The organism is Mucilaginibacter sp. GW821-FHT07H05 (assembly GCF_059418485.1).
This window is the reverse complement of sequence record NZ_JBWKPY010000008.1, coordinates 35,158-54,736: the sequence shown is the minus strand read 5'-3', so window position 1 is coordinate 54,736 and position 19,579 is coordinate 35,158. Positions and strand designations below refer to the sequence as shown.

General features: G+C 43.8%; 19 protein-coding genes and 1 tRNA gene. 8 read left to right on the top strand and 12 right to left on the bottom strand.

Annotation, left to right across the window (positions count from 1 at the left end; all coding sequences use genetic code 11):
• The first annotated feature begins 29 nt into the window (after positions 1–29).
• The 4 genes from AC07M6_RS20440 to lpxB all read left to right on the top strand — a co-directional run bounded on the left by AC07M6_RS20440 (position 30) and on the right by lpxB (position 2,951).
• Positions 30–863 (top strand): ComEA family DNA-binding protein, encoded by an 834-nt coding sequence (locus AC07M6_RS20440; RefSeq protein WP_494892669.1) that lies wholly within the window; start codon positions 30–32, stop codon positions 861–863.
• On the top strand, positions 860–1,387 hold the full coding sequence (locus AC07M6_RS20435; protein WP_494892667.1) for an adenine phosphoribosyltransferase: 528 nt from the start codon (positions 860–862) through the stop codon (positions 1,385–1,387). Before AC07M6_RS20440 ends, AC07M6_RS20435 begins: the two co-directional genes overlap by 4 nt.
• Before the next feature lie 194 nt (positions 1,388–1,581).
• Positions 1,582–1,836 carry a hypothetical protein gene (locus AC07M6_RS20430; RefSeq protein WP_494892665.1) on the top strand — a complete coding sequence of 85 codons (255 nt, stop codon included), beginning with the start codon at positions 1,582–1,584 and terminating at the stop codon, positions 1,834–1,836.
• Entirely contained in the window at positions 1,836–2,951 is a 1,116-nt protein-coding gene (gene lpxB / locus AC07M6_RS20425; RefSeq protein WP_494892663.1) for a lipid-A-disaccharide synthase, read from the top strand. The genes AC07M6_RS20430 and lpxB overlap by 1 nt, the downstream gene beginning before the upstream one ends.
• A 603-nt stretch (positions 2,952–3,554) precedes the next feature.
• Here lpxB and AC07M6_RS20420 read toward each other — a convergent pair.
• From AC07M6_RS20420 to AC07M6_RS20405, 4 genes are all read right to left on the bottom strand, one after another.
• Complete coding sequence (locus tag AC07M6_RS20420; RefSeq protein WP_494892661.1) at positions 3,555–3,710, bottom strand: hypothetical protein; 156 nt, start codon at positions 3,708–3,710, stop codon at positions 3,555–3,557.
• Between the two features lie 26 nt (positions 3,711–3,736).
• Positions 3,737–3,895 carry a hypothetical protein gene (locus AC07M6_RS20415; protein WP_494892659.1) on the bottom strand — a complete coding sequence of 53 codons (159 nt, stop codon included), beginning with the start codon at positions 3,893–3,895 and terminating at the stop codon, positions 3,737–3,739.
• 30 nt (positions 3,896–3,925) lie between these two features.
• Positions 3,926–4,108, bottom strand: a complete 183-nt coding sequence (locus AC07M6_RS20410) for a hypothetical protein (protein ID WP_494892657.1) — start codon at positions 4,106–4,108, stop codon at positions 3,926–3,928.
• Between the two features lie 182 nt (positions 4,109–4,290).
• Complete coding sequence (locus AC07M6_RS20405; RefSeq protein ID WP_494892655.1) at positions 4,291–5,496, bottom strand: MFS transporter; 1,206 nt, start codon at positions 5,494–5,496, stop codon at positions 4,291–4,293.
• 525 nt (positions 5,497–6,021) lie between these two features.
• On the opposite strand from AC07M6_RS20405, the gene AC07M6_RS20400 reads away from it, so the two are divergent.
• The 4 genes from AC07M6_RS20400 (at position 6,022) to AC07M6_RS20385 (ending at position 11,579) form a co-directional block, all read left to right on the top strand.
• Positions 6,022–6,095, top strand: a tRNA-Ala gene (locus AC07M6_RS20400).
• A gap of 222 nt (positions 6,096–6,317) precedes the next feature.
• Entirely contained in the window at positions 6,318–6,542 is a 225-nt protein-coding gene (locus AC07M6_RS20395; protein WP_494892653.1) for a hypothetical protein, read from the top strand.
• 2 nt (positions 6,543–6,544) lie between these two features.
• The gene (locus AC07M6_RS20390) at positions 6,545–7,456 is read left to right on the top strand and encodes a hypothetical protein (RefSeq protein WP_494892652.1); all 912 of its coding nucleotides are present in this window, start codon (positions 6,545–6,547) and stop codon (positions 7,454–7,456) included.
• A gap of 76 nt (positions 7,457–7,532) precedes the next feature.
• Complete coding sequence (locus AC07M6_RS20385) at positions 7,533–11,579, top strand: cache domain-containing protein (RefSeq protein WP_494892650.1); 4,047 nt, start codon at positions 7,533–7,535, stop codon at positions 11,577–11,579.
• 168 nt (positions 11,580–11,747) lie between these two features.
• Here AC07M6_RS20385 and AC07M6_RS20380 read toward each other — a convergent pair whose 3' ends face one another.
• The 8 genes from AC07M6_RS20380 to AC07M6_RS20345 all read right to left on the bottom strand — a co-directional run bounded on the left by AC07M6_RS20380 (position 11,748) and on the right by AC07M6_RS20345 (position 19,576).
• Complete coding sequence (locus AC07M6_RS20380) at positions 11,748–11,981, bottom strand: hypothetical protein (RefSeq protein WP_494892648.1); 234 nt, start codon at positions 11,979–11,981, stop codon at positions 11,748–11,750.
• 358 nt (positions 11,982–12,339) lie between these two features.
• The gene (locus tag AC07M6_RS20375; RefSeq protein ID WP_494892646.1) at positions 12,340–12,726 is read right to left on the bottom strand and encodes an immunity protein Imm33 domain-containing protein; all 387 of its coding nucleotides are present in this window, start codon (positions 12,724–12,726) and stop codon (positions 12,340–12,342) included.
• A 19-nt stretch (positions 12,727–12,745) separates the two neighbouring features.
• Complete coding sequence (locus AC07M6_RS20370) at positions 12,746–13,153, bottom strand: hypothetical protein (protein WP_494892644.1); 408 nt, start codon at positions 13,151–13,153, stop codon at positions 12,746–12,748.
• Positions 13,154–13,205: 52 nt separating this feature from the next.
• A complete protein-coding gene (locus tag AC07M6_RS20365) occupies positions 13,206–14,045 on the bottom strand; it encodes an SLAP domain-containing protein (protein ID WP_494892643.1) in 840 nt (279 codons plus the stop codon).
• Complete coding sequence (locus AC07M6_RS20360) at positions 14,042–14,173, bottom strand: hypothetical protein (RefSeq protein ID WP_494892641.1); 132 nt, start codon at positions 14,171–14,173, stop codon at positions 14,042–14,044. Before AC07M6_RS20360 ends, AC07M6_RS20365 begins: the two co-directional genes overlap by 4 nt.
• Before the next feature lie 368 nt (positions 14,174–14,541).
• Positions 14,542–15,306: a hypothetical protein gene (locus AC07M6_RS20355; protein WP_494892640.1), complete on the bottom strand. Its 765-nt coding sequence runs from the start codon at positions 15,304–15,306 to the stop codon at positions 14,542–14,544.
• A gap of 271 nt (positions 15,307–15,577) precedes the next feature.
• Positions 15,578–16,141: a hypothetical protein gene (locus tag AC07M6_RS20350; RefSeq protein WP_494892639.1), complete on the bottom strand. Its 564-nt coding sequence runs from the start codon at positions 16,139–16,141 to the stop codon at positions 15,578–15,580.
• Positions 16,142–16,159: 18 nt separating this feature from the next.
• Positions 16,160–19,576, bottom strand: a complete 3,417-nt coding sequence (locus AC07M6_RS20345; RefSeq protein ID WP_494892638.1) for a DUF6443 domain-containing protein — start codon at positions 19,574–19,576, stop codon at positions 16,160–16,162.
• Positions 19,577–19,579 lie beyond the last annotated feature (3 nt).

Genomic DNA, 19,579 nt, shown 5'->3' with positions numbered 1-19,579 from the left:
TTAATTTAACGGTTTATTGATTTATTGTAATGCCATCACCTGTTAAAAACTACTTATCCGTTACTAAAAAAGAGTGGAACGGGCTGGTTGTATTATTATTGCTAATTGCCATGGTTTTGGCCGCTCCTTATGTTTATGGCTTGTATCACAAAAATAAAACCATCAATCTAAAAGATTTTAACGCAGCGGCAGCCAGGCTAAAAAGCACAGGTTTAGCCGATAGCAGCGCAAGCAGGGTCGCGTTATTCGCATTCAACCCTAATCATTTACCTGCCGCGGAATGGCAAAAACTGGGGCTGGATGAACACCAGATCCAAACCATTAAAAACTACGAAGCTAAGGGCGGGCGCTTTTACAGTAAGGCCGATCTGCAAAAGATCTATGCCATTACGCCCGAAGATTATCAGCGCTTAACGCCTTACATTAACCTGCCGGAAAAATCAAATTCTACCGAAAAATCAGACGAGGTGGTGGAGATTAACGGCGCCGATTCGGCCAGACTTACGCAGATCCGTGGCATTGGCGGCGGTTTTGCCGTACGCATTATCCGCTATCGCGACAGGCTGGGCGGCTTTTATAAAAAAGAACAGTTGAAGGAAGTTTTTGGGGTAGATTCGCTGATGTACCTGGATATAGCGCCGTTTATTAAGGTAGATGCTAAAAAGATAGTGAAGTTGAACCTGAACAAGGCCACCATGAATAGCCTGAACGTTTTCCCATACCTCACTTACAAGCAAAAAAACGCTATAGTAGAATACCACACCCAGCACGGCGATTATACTACGCTGACCGATTTAAAGAACATTCCTATTATAGATGACGGAATTTTGCGTAAAATTGAACCATACATCAGTTTCAAATGATAGAACAGCAAATAAAAGAAGCCATACGGGATATCCCCGATTTCCCTAAACCGGGCATTGTTTTTAAGGATATTACCCCTATATTAAAAGATCCGGCGCTTTGCGAAAATATATTGGATGCCTTTGTAGACCAGCTAAAGGATACCCCGATTGATGTAGTGGCCGGGGTAGAAAGTCGCGGGTTTTTGTTTGGCCTGTCGTTGGCCTGTCGGTTGGGTGTGCCCTTTATCCCGGTGCGCAAAGCAGGCAAGCTGCCCTTTACCATTAAGCAAAAAGTATACGAACTGGAATATGGTACCGCTACCATTGAATTGCATACCGATGCCTTTGAACCTGGTCAGCGTGTACTGATCCACGACGATCTGCTGGCTACCGGTGGTACCGTTACCGCCGCCAGCGAGCTAATTGAGGAAATGGGCGGTATAGTAGCCGGTTTTAGTTTTGTTGTAGGGTTAGGCTTTTTAGGTGGCCGTGAGCGTATTGCGCCAATAAGCGATAAGATATTAGTGCTGGCGGATTATTAGCGCCTTCGGCGGAGATTAGTGATTAGTTAATTAGAGATTAGGGAAAAGCGAGGGATTGAGCGATTCCCTCCCATAGGGAGGGTGTAGGGAGGGGTTTATTCCGAATGTATGATGACTAAACCCCTCCCTGCCACAACACAAACCAGCGCACCCCTCCCCAGGGAGGGAACTTTTGACAAATTGAGATAAACGACATGTTTAACAAAAACAACATCCAAACCGGTATACTCATCGGGCTGATACTGCCTATACTATCGGTTTTAATTTTAGAATTGGGCTTTAAGGAATGGGTTTACAGCAAGCGTGGCATTCCATATTTTGTGGTAGTGGCGGTTAACCTGGTGATCCTGCGGATATTGGCCGGCAAAAAGCAAGAACGCACCGCGCAGGGTATGATGATAGTTACCTTTGTGTTTATGGCATTGGTTTATTTTTTCAGGTTTAGATAATGAAGTATTACCTGGTAGCGGGCGAGGCATCCGGCGATTTGCATGGCGCCAACCTGATGAAGGCGCTGAAGGAACGCGACCCATCTGCCGATTTCAGGTACTTTGGCGGCGACCTGATGCAGGCCCAGGGAGGTACGCTGGTAAAACACTATGCCGACATGGCCTTTATGGGTTTTTTAGAAGTAGCAATTAACCTGCGCACTATCCTAAAAAATATGAAGACTTGTAAGGCCGACATCTCCGCCTGGCAGCCAGATGTGCTGATATTGATTGACTTCCCCGGCTTTAACCTGAAGATTGCGGAATACGCCAAAGCGCAGGGCTTTAAGGTTTGCTACTATATTTCGCCCAAGGTATGGGCCTGGAACCAAAAGCGCGTACTAAAAATTAAGCGCGTGGTTGATCACCTGTTTTGCATTTTACCCTTCGAGGTGGATTTTTACAGAACCTGGGGCATGGACGTGGATTACGTGGGCAACCCTTTGCTGGATGCGGTTTCGGCTTTTAGTCCCGATGATAAATTCTTGGAAGCTAATCAGCTGACCGATAAAAAGATCATTGCCCTGCTGCCGGGCAGCCGTAAACAAGAAATTAGCCGGCTGTTGCCGGATATGGTGCAGGTAGCCGCCAAATTTCCGGAATACCAGTTTGTAATAGCCGGCGCGCCATCGTTTAATGCCGGGTATTATGATCAGTATTTGAGCGGGCAAAATATCCCGATTGTATTTAATGCCACTTACAATCTGCTTACACATGCCGATGCTGCTATTGTGGCATCGGGCACAGCAACTTTAGAGACGGCTTTATTTAATGTGCCGCAGGTGGTGGTTTATAAAGGCGGCGCCATTAGCATTGCTATTGCCCGCATGGTGGTGTCTATCAAATATATCTCACTGGTGAACCTGATCATGGAGCAGCCGGTGGTGAAAGAATTGATACAGGAGGATTGCAACCCCTTGCAAATTACCGCTGAGTTGGACTTGTTGCTGAACGATGCCACCTATCGTAACCAAATGCTGGCTAATTATGATGAGTTGGATCTGCGGATGGGAGAACCGGGTGCATCGGCCAAAACGGCGGGGTTGATTGTAGGGTATATGCAACCGGCTGTTTAGCGGTTCTGAACTGCCTGTTCAACATAAACCCGATTGAAGTGGAAAACCCGCAGCGTGTACTGATTTGTGTGGTGGGAGCGAGGCTTTGGAACGTAAAGCGGGGCTACAGAAGCTATGGAATACTGACTTTCATTTTCAAAGAGATTTTCATGCCCGCTCCGGGAGACCCTGGGGAACAAAAATTGTTTGCATGTTCTTAATTCATTGCCGTTGGCTTCAGCCAAGTCCGCATAGCGGACGAAATATCTTGTAGCAACGGGTTTTAACCCGTTGATTAATGTATAAAACCAACAGGAGTTCCATGGGAACGACAAATATCCTGTCGAATATAGTAACGATAATGATATGGCCCGAACCTACGGCTCTCCCATAAACTATTCCATTAATCAACGGATTGAAATCCGTTGCTAAAATATGAACCGGGGCGATGCCCCTTTAGCCTAAATAAAAGGTTTTGGTTTTATGGGTTAACTTAAACTCCGAGAGGCCCCGCGGGGATAAACATTGAAAAAATCATCACAAAAAAACAAGGCCCTCTTTAGCAAAGGGCCTTGTTTTTTCATAGGTAGTGTAAAATAATTTGACAGGTAGATGTATGGTAGATCAAGCGGCTATCAGCTGTTGCTGCTGGCCAACCTTACGGATATCCATATTTTTTGCTCTGAAAGCTTTCAGGTCTTCCATTAACAGGTTCATCAATTGCTTGTCAAATTTCGCAACTAATTTGCTTGAGGCCGGTTTTCTTGAATAGTTTTTCATAGGTAGATGGTATATAAGTTAAACAATTAAGCTGCGTTTAAACGGCTGTTTAAGCTGTTTTGGATGTTGTTTACAGAATGTGCCCTGTTCCTTACGGCCGACAGGTCGCTCATGATAATATTTTTCAATTGGTTGTCAAAACTGGTTAACAGTTTGCTTACAGATGATTTTCTTTGCGCTTTCATAGTGGTAATGTTTTGTTGAATGTGGTTTAACTACTTCTTTTTTTCTTTATCAATATGATCGGTTTCAGTAAGGTTCTCCTTGCGGCGCTTAGCCTCCTTGTACTGTCTTACAATCTGTTCTTTGTCACGTTCATCCGAAGGCTCGTTCGGATGTAATGGGTCTTCCCATTCTTTTTCCTCCTCGGGAGCTGGTTCTTTATTTATGACTGTCATTTTTCAATTATTAAATTGATTTGATAAACGGTATTCCAAATCAGTGCCAAAAAAGCATTTCGGTCTAAAAATTTGTCATAAATATGTCTTTGAAATCAAAAAAGCAGCCGGCTGGCCGCTTTTTGCAGGATACAGAGGATAAAAAAACTATATTAAAAGATACACTCTGTTTTGTAGAGTAGTCAGGAGCGGGTGGCCATGCGGTGTGCTTTCATTTTTTGCCGGCTTAGCAGATGCACTACCAGTACAATGCCCGATAGCGTGATGCCGATAACGCATACGCCGTTCCATTGATACTTATCCCAGGCCAGGGTGGCCAGGAAGGTACCAGTAGAGCCGCCAATAAAATACGATACCATATAAACGGTGTTGATGCGGTTGCGCGCGGCGGGGTTTAAGGCAAAAATGATAGCCTGGTTAGAGATATGCGTAGCCTGCACGCCAACATCCATTAATATTACGCCGATACCTAAACCGATCAGGCTGTTGCCCGATAACAGGAAAAGCACAAAAGAAACGGTAATAAGCATAATAGTAAAAGCGGATAATTTATAGGAGTCCATTTTATCGGTGAGGCGGCCCATAAAGCCGGCCGCTACGGCGCCCAGTACGCCCAGCAAGCCAAAGGCGCCGGCCACATCGCTGCCCATGTTAAACTGCTGCTTTAATAAAAATACAAGGGTTGTCCAAAAAGCGCTGAAACAGGCAAAGCAAAGCGCACCGCGGAAGGAAGCCAGTCGCAGAGCAGGTTCGTCCATAAATATTTTAATCAGCGATGCCATCAGGTTTTTATACTTTCCGTTATAATCGGCCGCTACCCTGGGGATTTGCAGATAAACCACTAACCAGATGATCAGCATCATGCCGGCGGCAATAAAGAACATGGCCCGCCAGCCAAAATGCTGACCGATAAAACCACTCAGCGTGCGCGATGCCAGGATGCCTATCAGCAGGCCGCTCATGATAAAACCTATTTTTTTACCGCGCTCGTGCGGTTGCGCCAGGTGCGCGGCCATAGGGATGAGCAATTGCGGGATAACCGAAGTAATACCTATAAATAAACTGGCAACCAATAACACGGTAATGCCAGGCGCCCAGGCCGCAACCAGCAGGGAGCTGACCATAAATATAAAATCAATCAGCATTAAGCGTTTGCGCTCAAACATATCGCCCAGCGGAACAATAAACAGAAGGCCAATAGCGTATCCTATTTGCGTAAAAACGGCAACCTGACCTGCTTTTGCACTATTTATGTGATATGTGTGTGCAATATCACTTAATAAAGGCTGGTTGTAATAAATATTGGCCACCACAAAACCAGTAGTAATGGTCATTATCCATAAAATGAGAGAAGTTAGGTGCGGTTTATCAATATTTTTAGTAGTCATTTAATATTTTATTTAAATTTTATATAGTTTTTGCCAATAAAAAATTTGTTTGTTTTAATTTTTGATAATAAATAATCATTTTTTACACTAATTAAGCTTGGTATCTAAGTTTTTTACGTTATTTTTTGATATAATTTAAAATATATCGAAAATAATTACGTTTTGTTTATAAAAAGATAGTATTTTTGACATGTAATTCGATAACGAAGCATTAAAAATAGCTTTTTTTGAGTTCGAAAAGTTTTTTGATATAATTATGACAATCTTTTTTGAAAAAAAATGAAAAAAATGTAACGAATATCAAAACTAAGTGTTACTTTTACACCGTATTAAAAAATACATATTAAAAAGTCTTCTCATAATTTAGGTTTATAATTGGTTAGTAAAGGCCCCTGCCCATCAGGGGCTTTACTTTTTTAAAAGATTTTTTCAGTCCGCAAAAGTACATGTCACACATTCTGTAAAATTCTATTTAAAGTAAAATTTGTGTTTGATTAACTTTTTTTTACTTTTGCCATCCCAACGGGGGGATTAGCTCAGCTGGCTAGAGCGCTTGCATGGCATGCAAGAGGTCATCGGTTCGACTCCGATATTCTCCACATCCAACACTAACAAGCCTGGCTTACAGCATAATTGCTGTAAGCCAGGCTTTCTTATTGCCCCCCCCGCCAAACCTTCCAAATAGCAAACTTAATTCAAACACTATGCACACTCTAACAGCAACCCAGGGTAAAAAGCTCTATTAAAATACCGTGAAAACACGGTATATAGCGAAGTAAAAACAAATTAAATTTACTCAACACTTAACAACTTATCATTTTATGCCTACACCATTACAAATCAAAACCCTTATTAAAGAAATTTCGGGCTTGCATGGCGACCCCGCAAACATTCAGGGAACAACAACGCTTAACGACCTTGGTTTTACCGCCGCTATGTGCATTTATCTTGAAAACAGGATCAGCGAATTAAAAGGTGCTGTCGTTCCGGCTGGCTCCGTATCGCCAGGTAGTACAGTAGATCAAGTTATAGCTTTATCACAATAAAAATGAAGAGACTTTTTTTAGCGGCCCTGTTTGCTACAGTAACAGGCACGGCCATTGCGCAGGCACCTAAACCTGAAACAGCAAAAGACGCGGGCAAAGTGAGCATACCCAGTCCTTTAATACCTCATTTGCAATTGCGTAATACCTTTGATGAAAGCGGCAAAAAGCCTGCTCCGGCCTTATTAATGTTCACATTCCCGGATGGGAAAGCAAAAAGCTGGTTGGTCGATGCCAGTCTTGCCTACCAATTTGAAAAAAAGGAAGTTAATTATACCAATAAAATTGTCGTCGAATTTCATAAGAATAACTTGATAGACAAAGAACAGCAGAACTTCGCCCTGGGTTATACGGGTAGCTGGCAGCAAAATGCCGTTGGGTTTAATACCTTGCTAACGGGCAGTATAAAATATGTGCGCGATTGGCAGAATCAATCGCATTCAGCAGCTGTGATCGGTAACTGGAGCTGTTTGAATATCTATGGCTTTCGGGTTAACGCGCCGGGTTATTTTGATGATGGAAATAGATTTTCTTATTTCTTTACACCTGTTTTTGGATTTGAATACCAAGATGTTATTCAAACAAAATCGGGCCTGTTAACGGGCAATATCTTGCGTGGTGTCGGAAATTTATCAATAGCTTTTGCCTTCCACAAAAAAGGAGATCCGGGTAACCTTAGAACAACTGCTAAAATTATTTCGATTGACGCAGGTTACACGGGCCGTTATGCCGCCGTAAACAGCACCGGCAGCGGCGAGGATGGTACTTTCATGTTTAAAGCGGGAGCGAATTTTTACTTTATTGATGTTAAGGACACCCAAGTATCTATGGGCCTGAAATTCAATAATGGCTCAAATCCATTACAGGGTTTAAAACCCCAGCGGTTCGGGCAATTATCTTTAAACGTGCAGTTCTAAAAAAAATGGGGTCGTCGTCATCATAGCGCCCCGGTTTCCCAGTTATTTTACTTCTTTTTTGTAAACCATTATCATCGTGCGTAAAAATTTCTTTTCCTTCAGCCCTAAAACAAGTTTAATCTTCACCACGGTGATCATATTATCGTTAATTGGTGCCGCTTATTTTTTTTGGTATATACCCAATAACCAAAGCGAGTTGGAAAGAAAGCAATTCCGATGTCTGCAAAACATTGACAATAATGCTAAGGAAAAGATAGATAATTCTTTAGCGCTGTTAAATACGCTGATACTGGGTTACATGCGGACGGCTGATGAAGAAAAGCGGGGCAAAATAATTGCTTACATAAACAGCTTCCCGGAGAATGAGTTTAAGTTAAGTTCATACAAACAGGATGTGATTAAGGCTGCCGCACAGGTAACGGGTGGCGTTAAGTCAGCCAAGCCGGATACCGCAAAGAAATCTATCACAAATCCTCTCGCGACGGGCAACAAAATGGACACCGTCGTGAGTATCAATGAAAACCATATCGCTATCCAGCTTCGTTCAAAATTGATTGTGATGGAGGTGAAGTACACTTTTAAAAAATTTATAAAGCCATTGCTTCAGGATGACGTTTTTGACAATTACATCATTTTAAAGGGAGATAAAGTTGTATTTCAAACTTTTGCAAGCGGCATTTTCGACATCAAAAGCGATTCGCTTACTATTAACAGGGCACCAAAAAACATTTTTTTAAGCGGGGTAGATTATAAAATATTTTCGCAGCACACTAATCTTAAAGCCGGCGAAAAGGTTGTTATAACAGGTTTGCTTGCCCAAAGCCGGTATAGTTATGAAAAAAACAAACTGCCCGAGGAGGCTGTCATCTTTTTAATAGTTTTCGGTATAGTGGCCGTGCTTGCCCTGCCCTGGATAAAGTTATATCAAATGGGCAGTCAAGATCGGATGACCGCTGCCGACGGTGTGTTTTCCTTAGCGGCGCCCATGCTGCTTATGTCTATATTGTTTTTTGTATTCTTTTTTTATTATGCCTCATGGCGACCGGGTTCAAAAGCGTTCAAAATGTCTTCAGATCATTTGTCGGGAATTATAAAAAAGGAGTTTACAAATGAGATTGATTCAACCTATACCAGGTTACAGCAGATGGATACCATCTTAAGCAGAAAAGAGGTGGACAAAAAAAACCAACTTTATGATATCCCCCCGGCGTTTGATGCTGATATCCGCAAAAGACTTACCATTTTAACAAAGCATATTGTTGTTAATCAAATTAATGTTCTCGATTCTAATGGTCGCGAGTTGCGAAACTGGTCGCCTGCATCTTCAGTTACACCTCTGGGAGATTATTCAGGTAGGGATTACTTTAAAAACTTAAAAGATAAAAAGCCTTTCTATATAGGAGGGGATACCAGCAAAAAGTATTATTTAGAACCCGTCATATCGCGCACTACCAACAGTTTTACTACCGTAATGTGCATACCGCACAAAAGCGGCGGTTATACCTCCATGTCGTTTAAGCTCCAAAGCCTTGATCACCCTTTGCTAACACAAGGTTACCAATACTGTATCATTACCCAAGACGGGCGGGTGCTATACCACTCGGACCCGGCCAAGCAACTTAATGAAAATCTTTTAGCCGAATTTTCAGAAAGCGAAGTTTTGGCAGATAACATGCTCGCCCACAAAACTAAATCCATTACCACCAAGTATTCGGGCAAAGAGGTTGACGCTTTTGTTTCGCCAATTGAAAACCTTCCCTTTAGCATGGTTATCCTGTCCGATAAGGCGTTTACCAGTATCACAGAGTTTAATAGCTGTATCTTCAGTTTTTCGATGCTGTTCTTCATGTTCCTGATCCTTGGGTTGGAGTTAGTTGCGCTTTTTGCTTTTTCCGCCCGATCAGCCTATTACAAAAAACATTATTTTGATATTTCGTGGCTGGGGCCAAACAACAGATTTGGTAAAGCATACAGTATCACTTTTGCCGGCCATATCGCCCTCATCATCCTGCTATTATTGTGCTGGCTGGCCTCACCTGGCTTTTGGGAGTTTCTTTTTATCTTCCTTATTGCCGCTACGTTATCCTATCTTTTTCAAAATGCCCTTTATGCGCAAAGGTATCGTGAGGACGGAGATGCGCGCTACAAATTAAAAATCAGGGCCATTTATACGCTCGTAACCATATTAATTTTAATCAATTTTTGGGGCTTTATGGTGGCACCTGGCTGGCGGATGCCGGTGTTTGAGGTTATATCCATAATAGTACTTTGGCTTATTTGGATAGCCAGCTTAACTCACCAAAAAATTAGCTGGCCTAATTGGTTAACAATTGACGACCTCAGTAAAAGTTATTCGTTAATGACCTTCTCGCGGCTCATCATCACCAGTGGCCTGCCAGTTGCTATGTTTTTTATTACAATAGCAAATTACGATCTGCAATTAACTATCCGCTACAGGCATACCAGTTTTGTTTCGGCTTTGGCCGCGCGGGGCGTGGTAGATAATGCAAGATTAGCAAATGTTAAAATTTATAATGATGGCGTATGGTTAAACAGGTATAATATTATCGGCAAATTAAATCATGCCGATTCTTTAATAACCCAATTTAAATCTACTGGGGAAGAGTCTCGCACCGTAAGCTTAATCAGCCAGCTTTTTGCGGATCAAGATGCAATGGTGCCCGGGCTTGCCGCACTTACCAACAATACAACCGATACCTTGGCGCATTTTAGCAATATATTAAAAAGCGGTGCTGGGGTAAGTTTTTTCCGCTTACCCAATAATCAGTATTTAAGGTTGCAATCTATATTCCTGCGTTACGGAATGCCATGGAAAAAAGGCCAGGGCGAACCCATACAAAACGCCGTTATTTTCTGGGCCATATTCCTTAGCGTCTTGTTTTGCTTTTGGCTCACCTTTCATAACGTTTTAAAACGTCTGTTCGGGTTGAATTTACCCCTGGATTCGGGTTGGAATTATATCGACGAGTTGTTATTGGAAAATAATTCGCTAAATAACCTGGTGTTTTTAATTGGCCCGCCGGGGTCAGGAAAAATGGGTAGTGTGATAAATCTTATACAAGCAAATGTGATTAAAGACCAGGATGGGATGGCACTTAAACACGATCAAAACTGCCCGAAGGACATTAACTATTTTGTGGCCGATATGACCAATATTCCAAACAACCCCAGCACACCTGGCTTGCCGGTTAATTCAACTGATTGGGATACATTGAGGAATGAGGCCTTGAAAACTAAGTATAAATTAGTGGTGGTTAACCAGTTTGAATATGATATCAAGAATGCCGACTCGAACCGTACTAAACTTGCTTTTTTAGAAGACCTGCTTCAAAAAGGGCATTGCAAGCTGATTATTGTATCAACAGTACACCCCATCAATTTTTTAGATTCACTTAATCGTGACACCACACCGCCGGTGGCCGGTACAACCGGATCGCCCGAGCATGACCTGGAGCGATGGCATGTACTTTTAGGGCGTTTCAGGATCGTTATTAAAAAGCTGGTTAATAAAACACCTGAAACTGGCGATGGAGGCTGGCAGGCAACTGTGAGATATGAAACAAGCACCGGCAGGCTATTAAATGACATGCAGGCACCCATATTATCGATTGCGGATAAATTAAATAACGCTCATATCGGTTCCGATTCCATATCACTTAAATTAGGTATTACCGCCCATTACTATTACATGTATGTTTGGCAATCGTTAACCAAAGAGGAAAAATTTATACTTTATGACCTCGCCGAAGATGGCCTGGTGAACCCCTTTGACGATTACAACATTGTTTTGCTGATTAGCAAAGGCCTTCTTGTAAAGGAGGATGGGATACTGAAATTGTTTAACCAGGGCTTCCGCGATTTTATATTGACCGCCATCGGGCGATCGGAAGCGCTGGATATACAAAAGCAAATAAAAGACAATGGAAACTGGGGTAAACTCAAAACACCAATTTTAATATTAATTCTGGCCGTAATGGTCTTTTTATTCGCTTCGGAACGAGAATCCTATAGCAACTTATTAAAATACTTAGCTGTTTTAACCGCTGGTATTACAACTCTGTTGCCAATTTTTACGCAATTCGGTTCGAAAGACAACAAGTAGAAAAGTGCCGCAAACCGTTAATATTTCCAAGGCTTAAACTAAAAATCAATAAGGCTTACAGCATATTTTTCCTCTGGTTCCCTTTGCAAAGCCTGGCGCAGCAGCAGGATAACCTGAAGGTAGGCACACCAACCGTGCTTACCTCGCGCACATCCGGTTCAGCGCCAGCTAACTAACATAATAACCAACTCCAAGGCGAACCGTGCCAGCCGGCCAGGCATTGTTAGTATAACCGTTACCGGTACTAATGGCCGTTTCCCCCAACACCGTCTGACTGTTCAGGCTGCTTTGCAACGCACTCCGGCTGATGGCCGTATTGCTATTATCCCAAATGCCGGTCAGCACCGTCCGCCCCAAAGCATCATACTTGGTAAAGACCCACCGGTTGGCTACCCGCTGCATGCTGTCCTGGGTAGGGGTGGCGTTTCTTGTTTAGGGCGTTGCCTGCGGCCGGGCTATCCGCTCATACTGCACAGGGCCTTAGCCACAGGGCCGGTATCCGCTCCTATCCCTAACGCGGAGAAGCTGCGCAGGAAGCCCAAACAGGGTTAACACAACTTAACACAATTCAAGCGTAATTTTTTATAACTGATTTATAATCAATTATTTATAATTTCAACGTGTTAACCCTAAAAACGACCTTTTTTTGCCCTGGATAATCGTGGCCGAACACTTTCGATCTCTCACTGAAGATGCAAGGCACGAGTACGCAACACTGTTGTCAACGCTGCATACTCGCGCCAGTTAGGGGAAGGGTTAATCATATATTAAGAAGTGATGGATCATCCCAAACATCCTCATAGTTAGGAGCAACTAAAAACCTCCACCCAGGTGGTAGTCCTAAGAATTTAATAGCATCAGGACACCACTCACTTAAATGCATTACGTGAAGAGGCACAAAGAAATCGGGGTCTTCAGAATAGTCACCCACCCAAATGTACCAACCTGTTGTATCACCCTCAAGTGGATGGCGCAATCCATTTATAGGATATATTCCGTCCTTAACATTTTTAGATATGCCTATTTTAAACATCGCAGGTGACTCAACATAAGAGGCACCATAGTGTTCACACAATAATTTTTGTTCGTCAATCCAAGCCATTTGCGTTAAAGGCACGAGTATATAACTATGTTGTAAACGCTGCATACTCGCGCCAGTTAAGAGGTTACCAATCTTGCCAGCTTGAATCTATATTGTCTCGCCACAAACCTTGACCGACAAGCAAATTTACAATTGGTTTTAATGTAGCGTCAATTCCTAAGATTGTTCCTAATGGTACTATCCTGATATCCTCTTTTTCTACATCAGGCCCCGGCCCTGAAAATATTTCCCATACATGGTCTTCCCATTTAGCAACTTCGGTTATTGTTTTGCCTTTTAGAGCATTAAGATCAGTTATTACATAAGAATTTTTAGGCGCATCAATATTCCAATCCATATAAAGCCATTTCCAAATAGGGTCGTCTGGATTGACTGCATCTGACATCAGTGGTGTATCCAATGTTCTTTCTACAGGAATAATTTGGTAAGCCGTGATTTCATCTACATGATAATAATCATAAACTCCTAACATTAATTTTTTACACCACGATGAATCTACAGTACCTAAATAGAAAACTTCATTATTAGATAATGAAAACCGAGAAGTAACTGTCCCAGGTACCGTCATTAGCCCCGGCGCTGGTGCTCACGTTGCTTAACTTATTCCCCGCGGCATCATAAGTATAATTAGCCAGTTCGGTACTGCCGTTGCTGACCTTACGCGGCAGGTTCAGGATATTGTAATCGATGCTTTTACTACCCCCGTCGCTGGTGGCATTCCCGTTCCCGTCATAAGCGTAGCTCCTGGTCGTAAAGGAAGTCCCGCTTACCCCGCTTAACTGATTCCCGCTGTAAGTATAACTCAAAGCCCCGTAAGCCTGCCCGCCGCGTGTCAGCGAACTGATATTCCCCATCACATCATACACCAGGGATTCATCCAAAGTCCCCCCGGTGGAAGCCGCCCCGGTCAGCCGGTTCAGCTTATCGTAACCATAGGTAAAAGTCTTACTGCCGCTGTTCAAACCGGTATACAGCATCTGCCCGATATTGCCGTTATACTGCGGGTTACTCCCCGTATTGTACTTCAGCTCCATATTAAACAAATTCCCGCTGCTGTTAGCCGTAGTCAGCCAGCCCCGCTCGTTATAGGCATAATCCACCGACTGCAAAAACGTACCGCCCCAATCGGTGCTGTGCAGGCGCTTGTAGTACAGCTGGCCGAGCTGATTATAATCACTTCTGCTGATCATCACCGTAGGGAGCTGGGTACTGCCCGCTTTTATCGCCTCCAGGTTTTTGGTCCTGCGGCCGGCATGGTCGTAAACGTAGGCGTTTTCAGTCACCAGAGTAATCACGTTATTGACTGCATGCGTCCGGCGGTCGGAGGTCACCTGGTCATTAAAATCATAAGTAGGGATACTCACATCATAATTACCGGTGCTGTAACTGCCGTGCCCGCCCAGGTAATGCTGCTTACTGGTTTGGGCGATACGTCCTTTATCGTCGTATTGATGGCGTTGCCTCCGGCCCGGGCTATCCGCTCATACTGCACAAGGCCTTAGCCACAGGGCCGGTATCCGCTCCTATCCCTAACGCGGAGAAGCTGCGCAGGAAGCCCAAAATAGGGTTAACACAACTTAACACAATTCAAGCGTAATTTTTTATAACTGATTTATAATCAATTATTTATAATTTCAACGTGTTAACCCTAAAAACGACCTTTTTTGCTCAGGATAATCGTGGCCGAACACTTTCGATCTCTCGCTGAAGATGCAAGGCACAAGTACACTACGCTGTTGTCAACGCTGGATACTTGCGCCAGTCAGGGGTAGCCCTTTGTTTTTTATACAAGTTAAAAACTTGCCTTAGGCTTACCACAAGTCACAGACTTGCGGGAGCGGGGTGCTATGAGCCATTAAGCTAAGTATTAGCTATTTTTAATTCACTAACTAATTCAGCTAAATTTCCTATTAATATCGCTTCTTCAGGAAGAGGTTGGTTTTTAAATGAATCTAAAAAATCGCTGATCTCTTTCATTAACGGATCAACAGTACTGATTAATTTTTTCTTTTGAAGTTCGTCTGTTTCCTCAATTAGCTGTTCTCGCTCAACATCATCCGAGACACTCCATTTTTTCGTTAATGGCAAAAGTATTTTTAGACTATCAGGGATATTTTTTGATAACGGTGTTTCTTTAAATCCCCTTTTTAAAACGTCACTATTAGAAATGAGTAAGTTGACAATATGATCCAAAATTATTTTTAAATCCTTATTTGACTCTAATCCTAAAGCAATACAATTTTTGTAAATAAAAACAGTTTCATTATTTGACAATTTTATATCATTTATTATTTTAAAAAAAAGATCCCAAAAATGATCTGGCTCTTTAGGAAAGGGAGCGTCTTTATCATTCGATACATATATTTTAAATAATGAATTCTCAATTTCTAATGGTTCTTCAAAAAAGAATATTTTATCTGGATTATTAATTGAAAAAGCAAAGTCCGATTCGGTATATATGTATATTAAAAATATAGCTCCAAATTCATCTATTTTCAGTTTATAGCCTTTGTAATCTTTAACTATTATTTTTCTAAATGATTTTTCTCCAAAATTTATATTTGGATGGTTTTGCGGTTTGATTTTGCCGCCTAATTGACTAGAAAGTTCTTTTAAATAATCCATTATATATTGGTTCTAAAGTATTAACGTGCTGTGACAAGGTTTCTTGGTGGATATAATTTTGACCCTTCGGAAACTATACTGTAAAGCCATAATGCAACATCACTAAGTCCTGTCGCTGCTTGTGTTTTTTGTACAAGCTACTATTATCAGGGGGAGTTTTTAGCGTGGTGACCCAAAAGTAACTTGATTTTCGATCTATTGTTGAAGATGCAAAAAGGCGCAAGTATGCAACGCTGCATACTTGCACCAGTTAGGCGGGCGCTATTTGAAGTTATAAACTCTGACCAGGCTGAGGGTATTTGTCTAAAATTTTCTCAAAATATATCTCTTTAAATCCGGCTTCTCGCAACTTCTGTTCCGTGGTTTCTCCAACAATGTACAATGGTGATTTCCTGTGAAAACTACCAAAGCAAATATCGGTGCGATAAAACCCATCGGGTACTATGGCTTTATCTAATAAATAGGCGGGTGTGGCTCCAATAATTTCTTCATAACCATCACATTGCTCATTGTAGTTTATAAAACTCGTGCCTCTTGCTATACTATCATATTTAATTATGTTATTAACCTTAAACCAATAAAAGCCCTGGGTTGACAGATTAATAAATTCAAGACTTTCATATCCTTCATTTTCACAAAATAGTTTGAATTTCTCTGAAACGATCTTATAGCCATCATACGTTTCCGAAATGTTAAATTTTCTTTTTACTTTAAAATTAAGATCAATCCTATTCGTGCTGTATATATCGCTATACTTGGTGCACTGATCTATTTCTAATTTATAAAACATATAATCACCGTTATCTGGTGGTGACAAAACATAACCTAAAATCATATTTTATTATTTTTAATATTATGGATGTTGAGCAAAATAATCTTGAGCTGCTTGTAAATATTTTTTTCCTTCGTTTAAGTAAAATTGGACCATAGCCTTATCACGTTGTGCCTTAGTGAAATTTCGTTGAATATTCGCTCCTGAATTTCCTCTTTGAGGCCGCATATGATTTCCATTGCCATCGGTTTGATTTACTAAGTGGTTATTTAAATCCTGATGTAGTTGTTTATGTTCATTTTCTGGCATCGTTGTTGTTTTCTGATCAGGGTCTCCCCCCATAAACTTAGGATCAGAATGATGTTCGTTTGTTTTTCCATCCGGTGCAGCGCTGTTAGCATACACCATCCCTTTGCCCGAGAGTAAGTTAGTTACAGCCCTTGTTCCAACCCATGCTCCATGCGCTGCTACTGCAGCTCCACCTACAGCTACCGCTGCTCCCACTGGCCCTGTTTCCGGAGTAGCTAATGCACCACCTGCTGCAGTAGTACCTCCTCCCATCATCTCTTCCGCGCCTTGGAACATTGCTGCTGTATGACCAAGTACCTGTCCCACATTATATGCTGTTCCATTACTATATGGAGCATCAGGAATTTGCGCTGGCGTATTATCAGATAAAAAAGCATGTACCGCACCTTTTACTATGTCGACGAGGGCACCGCAGCAATCGCCATCCGGCCACATCCCATCCGGATCAGTAAACCTGATCGGATCACCAAAGGTATAATTATACGGACTCCACCGTCTCCCTTTCTCCGCCAACGGATCCACACTTGTCCACCTCCCAATCACCGGATCATAGAACCTGGCCCCATAATCATACTGATTAGCCAGATCCGTCTGGATCTCTTTCCCATTATAAAGGTAACGGTTGTTATTGGAATTATCATACAAGCCCCGCCTTAAGCCAAACGAATAATACTCGTCCTCCTGCAAAACGGCAGCTGTTCCGTTATTACTGTAAAAGCTCAGCCGGTCATTTCCCAAATGGTCTTTCAGGTTATACTGGTAAGTATACCCGCCCGAGCTGTTCGGCACAGCCCTTCCTTCTTCGGTAGCAATAAAAGCCACCGACCCGTTATGGTAAACAATCCCGTTATCGTACTCCCAGGTACCGTCATTAGCCCCGGCGCTGGTGCTCACGTTACTGAGCTTATTCCCTGCGGCATCATAGGTATAATTGGCCAGCTCGGTACTGCCGTTGCTGACCTTACGCGGCAGGTTAATCAGGTTATAAGCTATCGATTTACTACCCCCGTCACTGGTGGCATTCCCGTTCCCGTCATAAGCATAGCTCCTGGTCGTAAACGATGTTCCGCTTACCCCGCTTAACTGGTTACCGCTGTAAGTATAACTCAAAGCCCCGTAAGCCTGCCCGCCACGGGTGAGGGAAGTAATATTCCCCATCACATCATACACCAGGGCTTCATCCAAAGTGCCCCCGGTGCTTCCGGCACTGAGCAGCCGGTTCAGCTTGTCATAACCATAAGTGAAGGTCTTGCTGCCGCTGTTCACGCCGGTATACAGCATCTGCCCGATATTGCCGTTATACTGCGGGTTACTCCCCGTATTGTACTTCAGCTCCATATTGAACAAATTACCGCTGCTGTTCGCCGTCCGCAGCCAGCCCCGCTCGTTATAAGTATAGCCGATGCTTTGCAAAAACGAACTGCCGCTGTTGGTACTGTGCAGTCCCTTGGTCAATAGCTGGCCCAGTTCGTTATAAGCGGCACGGCTGAGCAGCGTTGGCGCCGGACTGACATTGCCCCATATCGTAATCTGGTTATAACTGTCGGTACGGCGGCCTGCATGGTCATGCGTATACGTATCGTTAACTACCAGCTTTATTACATTGCCCACTATATGGATCTTGCTTTGGGCGGTCACCACATCGTTAAAATCATATTCCGTTATCACAATGTCGATGGTGGTGGGGTTGCTATGCCCGCCCAGGCAGGTTTGCCGCGTGGTTTGCACCAGCCGTGCCTCATTATCGTAATGGTTCACCGTCCATAAAGCATCGCCATAGGTTCCGTCGGGGTTCAGCACAGTAACAAGTGAACCGGTCAGCATCCCTTTGGGCTGCGCCATCGTCCCGCCGACCCAGGGGACGTAGTAATAACCGGGGAAGCTGTAATTATCGTAATAATTCAGGGTCAGCGCTACGGCCCAGCTGGCCGGCCAGGCGACCGAAGTATAACCGTTACCGGTGCTGACAGCCGTTTCCCACAGCACGGTCTGACTGTTCAGGCTGCTTTGCAACGCACCCCGGCTGATAGCGGTATTACTATTATCCCAGATCCCCGTCAGCACCGTCCGCCCCAAAGCATCATACTTGGTAAAGACCCACCGGTTGGCTACCCGCTGCATGCTGTCCTGGGTCGCTACCACCTGGTCCAGCTTGTTGTAAATTATAAAATCCCAGCCTTTGCCCGGCAGCTTCTTCTCCACCAGGCGCCCCCGTTCATCATAACGGTACTGGTAACAAAAGCTGTTCAGCGTAGCGCTGCTGATGGCGGCCGCCGCGTCGGGATTAGCCCCCGGCGGCAACACAAAGGCCAGCTGGCCCTTATCATCGTACACATAATAAGTCGATAACATTTCCAGCACGCCGCTTTTATAATTGAAAGTGCGTTTCAATACCACACGGCCGGTTTTGTCCTTGTACTCCTCGCTGGTACCGGCACGGCCGCTTATCCAGTTCTCATCCTTTACGATCGTTACACTCAATTGGTTGGCCCCGTAAACAGCGGTATTACTGCCGGCCCTGGCCAATGTACGGGCCCCGTTGCTGCTGACACCGGCGGTATATAAAGCCGCCCGGCGGGTATTAGCCGTATCGGTTAACGCGGTAGTATTATTATTCACATAAGCCATTTTAACGGTATGCCCGCTGCCGCTGATACTGTTGCTGTAAGGCTGCCAGGCCGTCCCCGGCGATCCCTGCTCCAGTACCCGCTGCAGGGGCGAAAGTTCAAAATTGCTAACCGCGTAAGGAGCGGTAGTGGTGGCATAACCCGGACTGCTTTGCTGGTAAAAGCTGTACTGCGCACTGCCGGTATAGCCGCCGGTACCGCTCAGGGCGGCCGACTGGTACATGCCGGGCGTGGTAGCCGCAATGCTGTAAGGCTGGTATTTGATCGGTTCACGGCCAAACTGATCGTAAGCCTGCGGCTGAACGATATCCTTACCGGTGGGGCTGCCGTACATTTGCACGGTTTGCAGGGGGCGTCCCAGTCCGTCCAGGTACTGGATGGTGGTTTGCACCGAATCCTTATTGGCGGTCAGGGTATCCAGGCGGCCCGCTGTTTTAATGGGCGTACCGGGTACCCGCGTCATCACGTAGTTTTGCGTGGTGGTTTGGGCGTAGCTGTAGCTGCCTGCCGCCAGTAATATTACAAACAACGCGATCATGCGGAAGCGTGATATTTTTTTCATGGT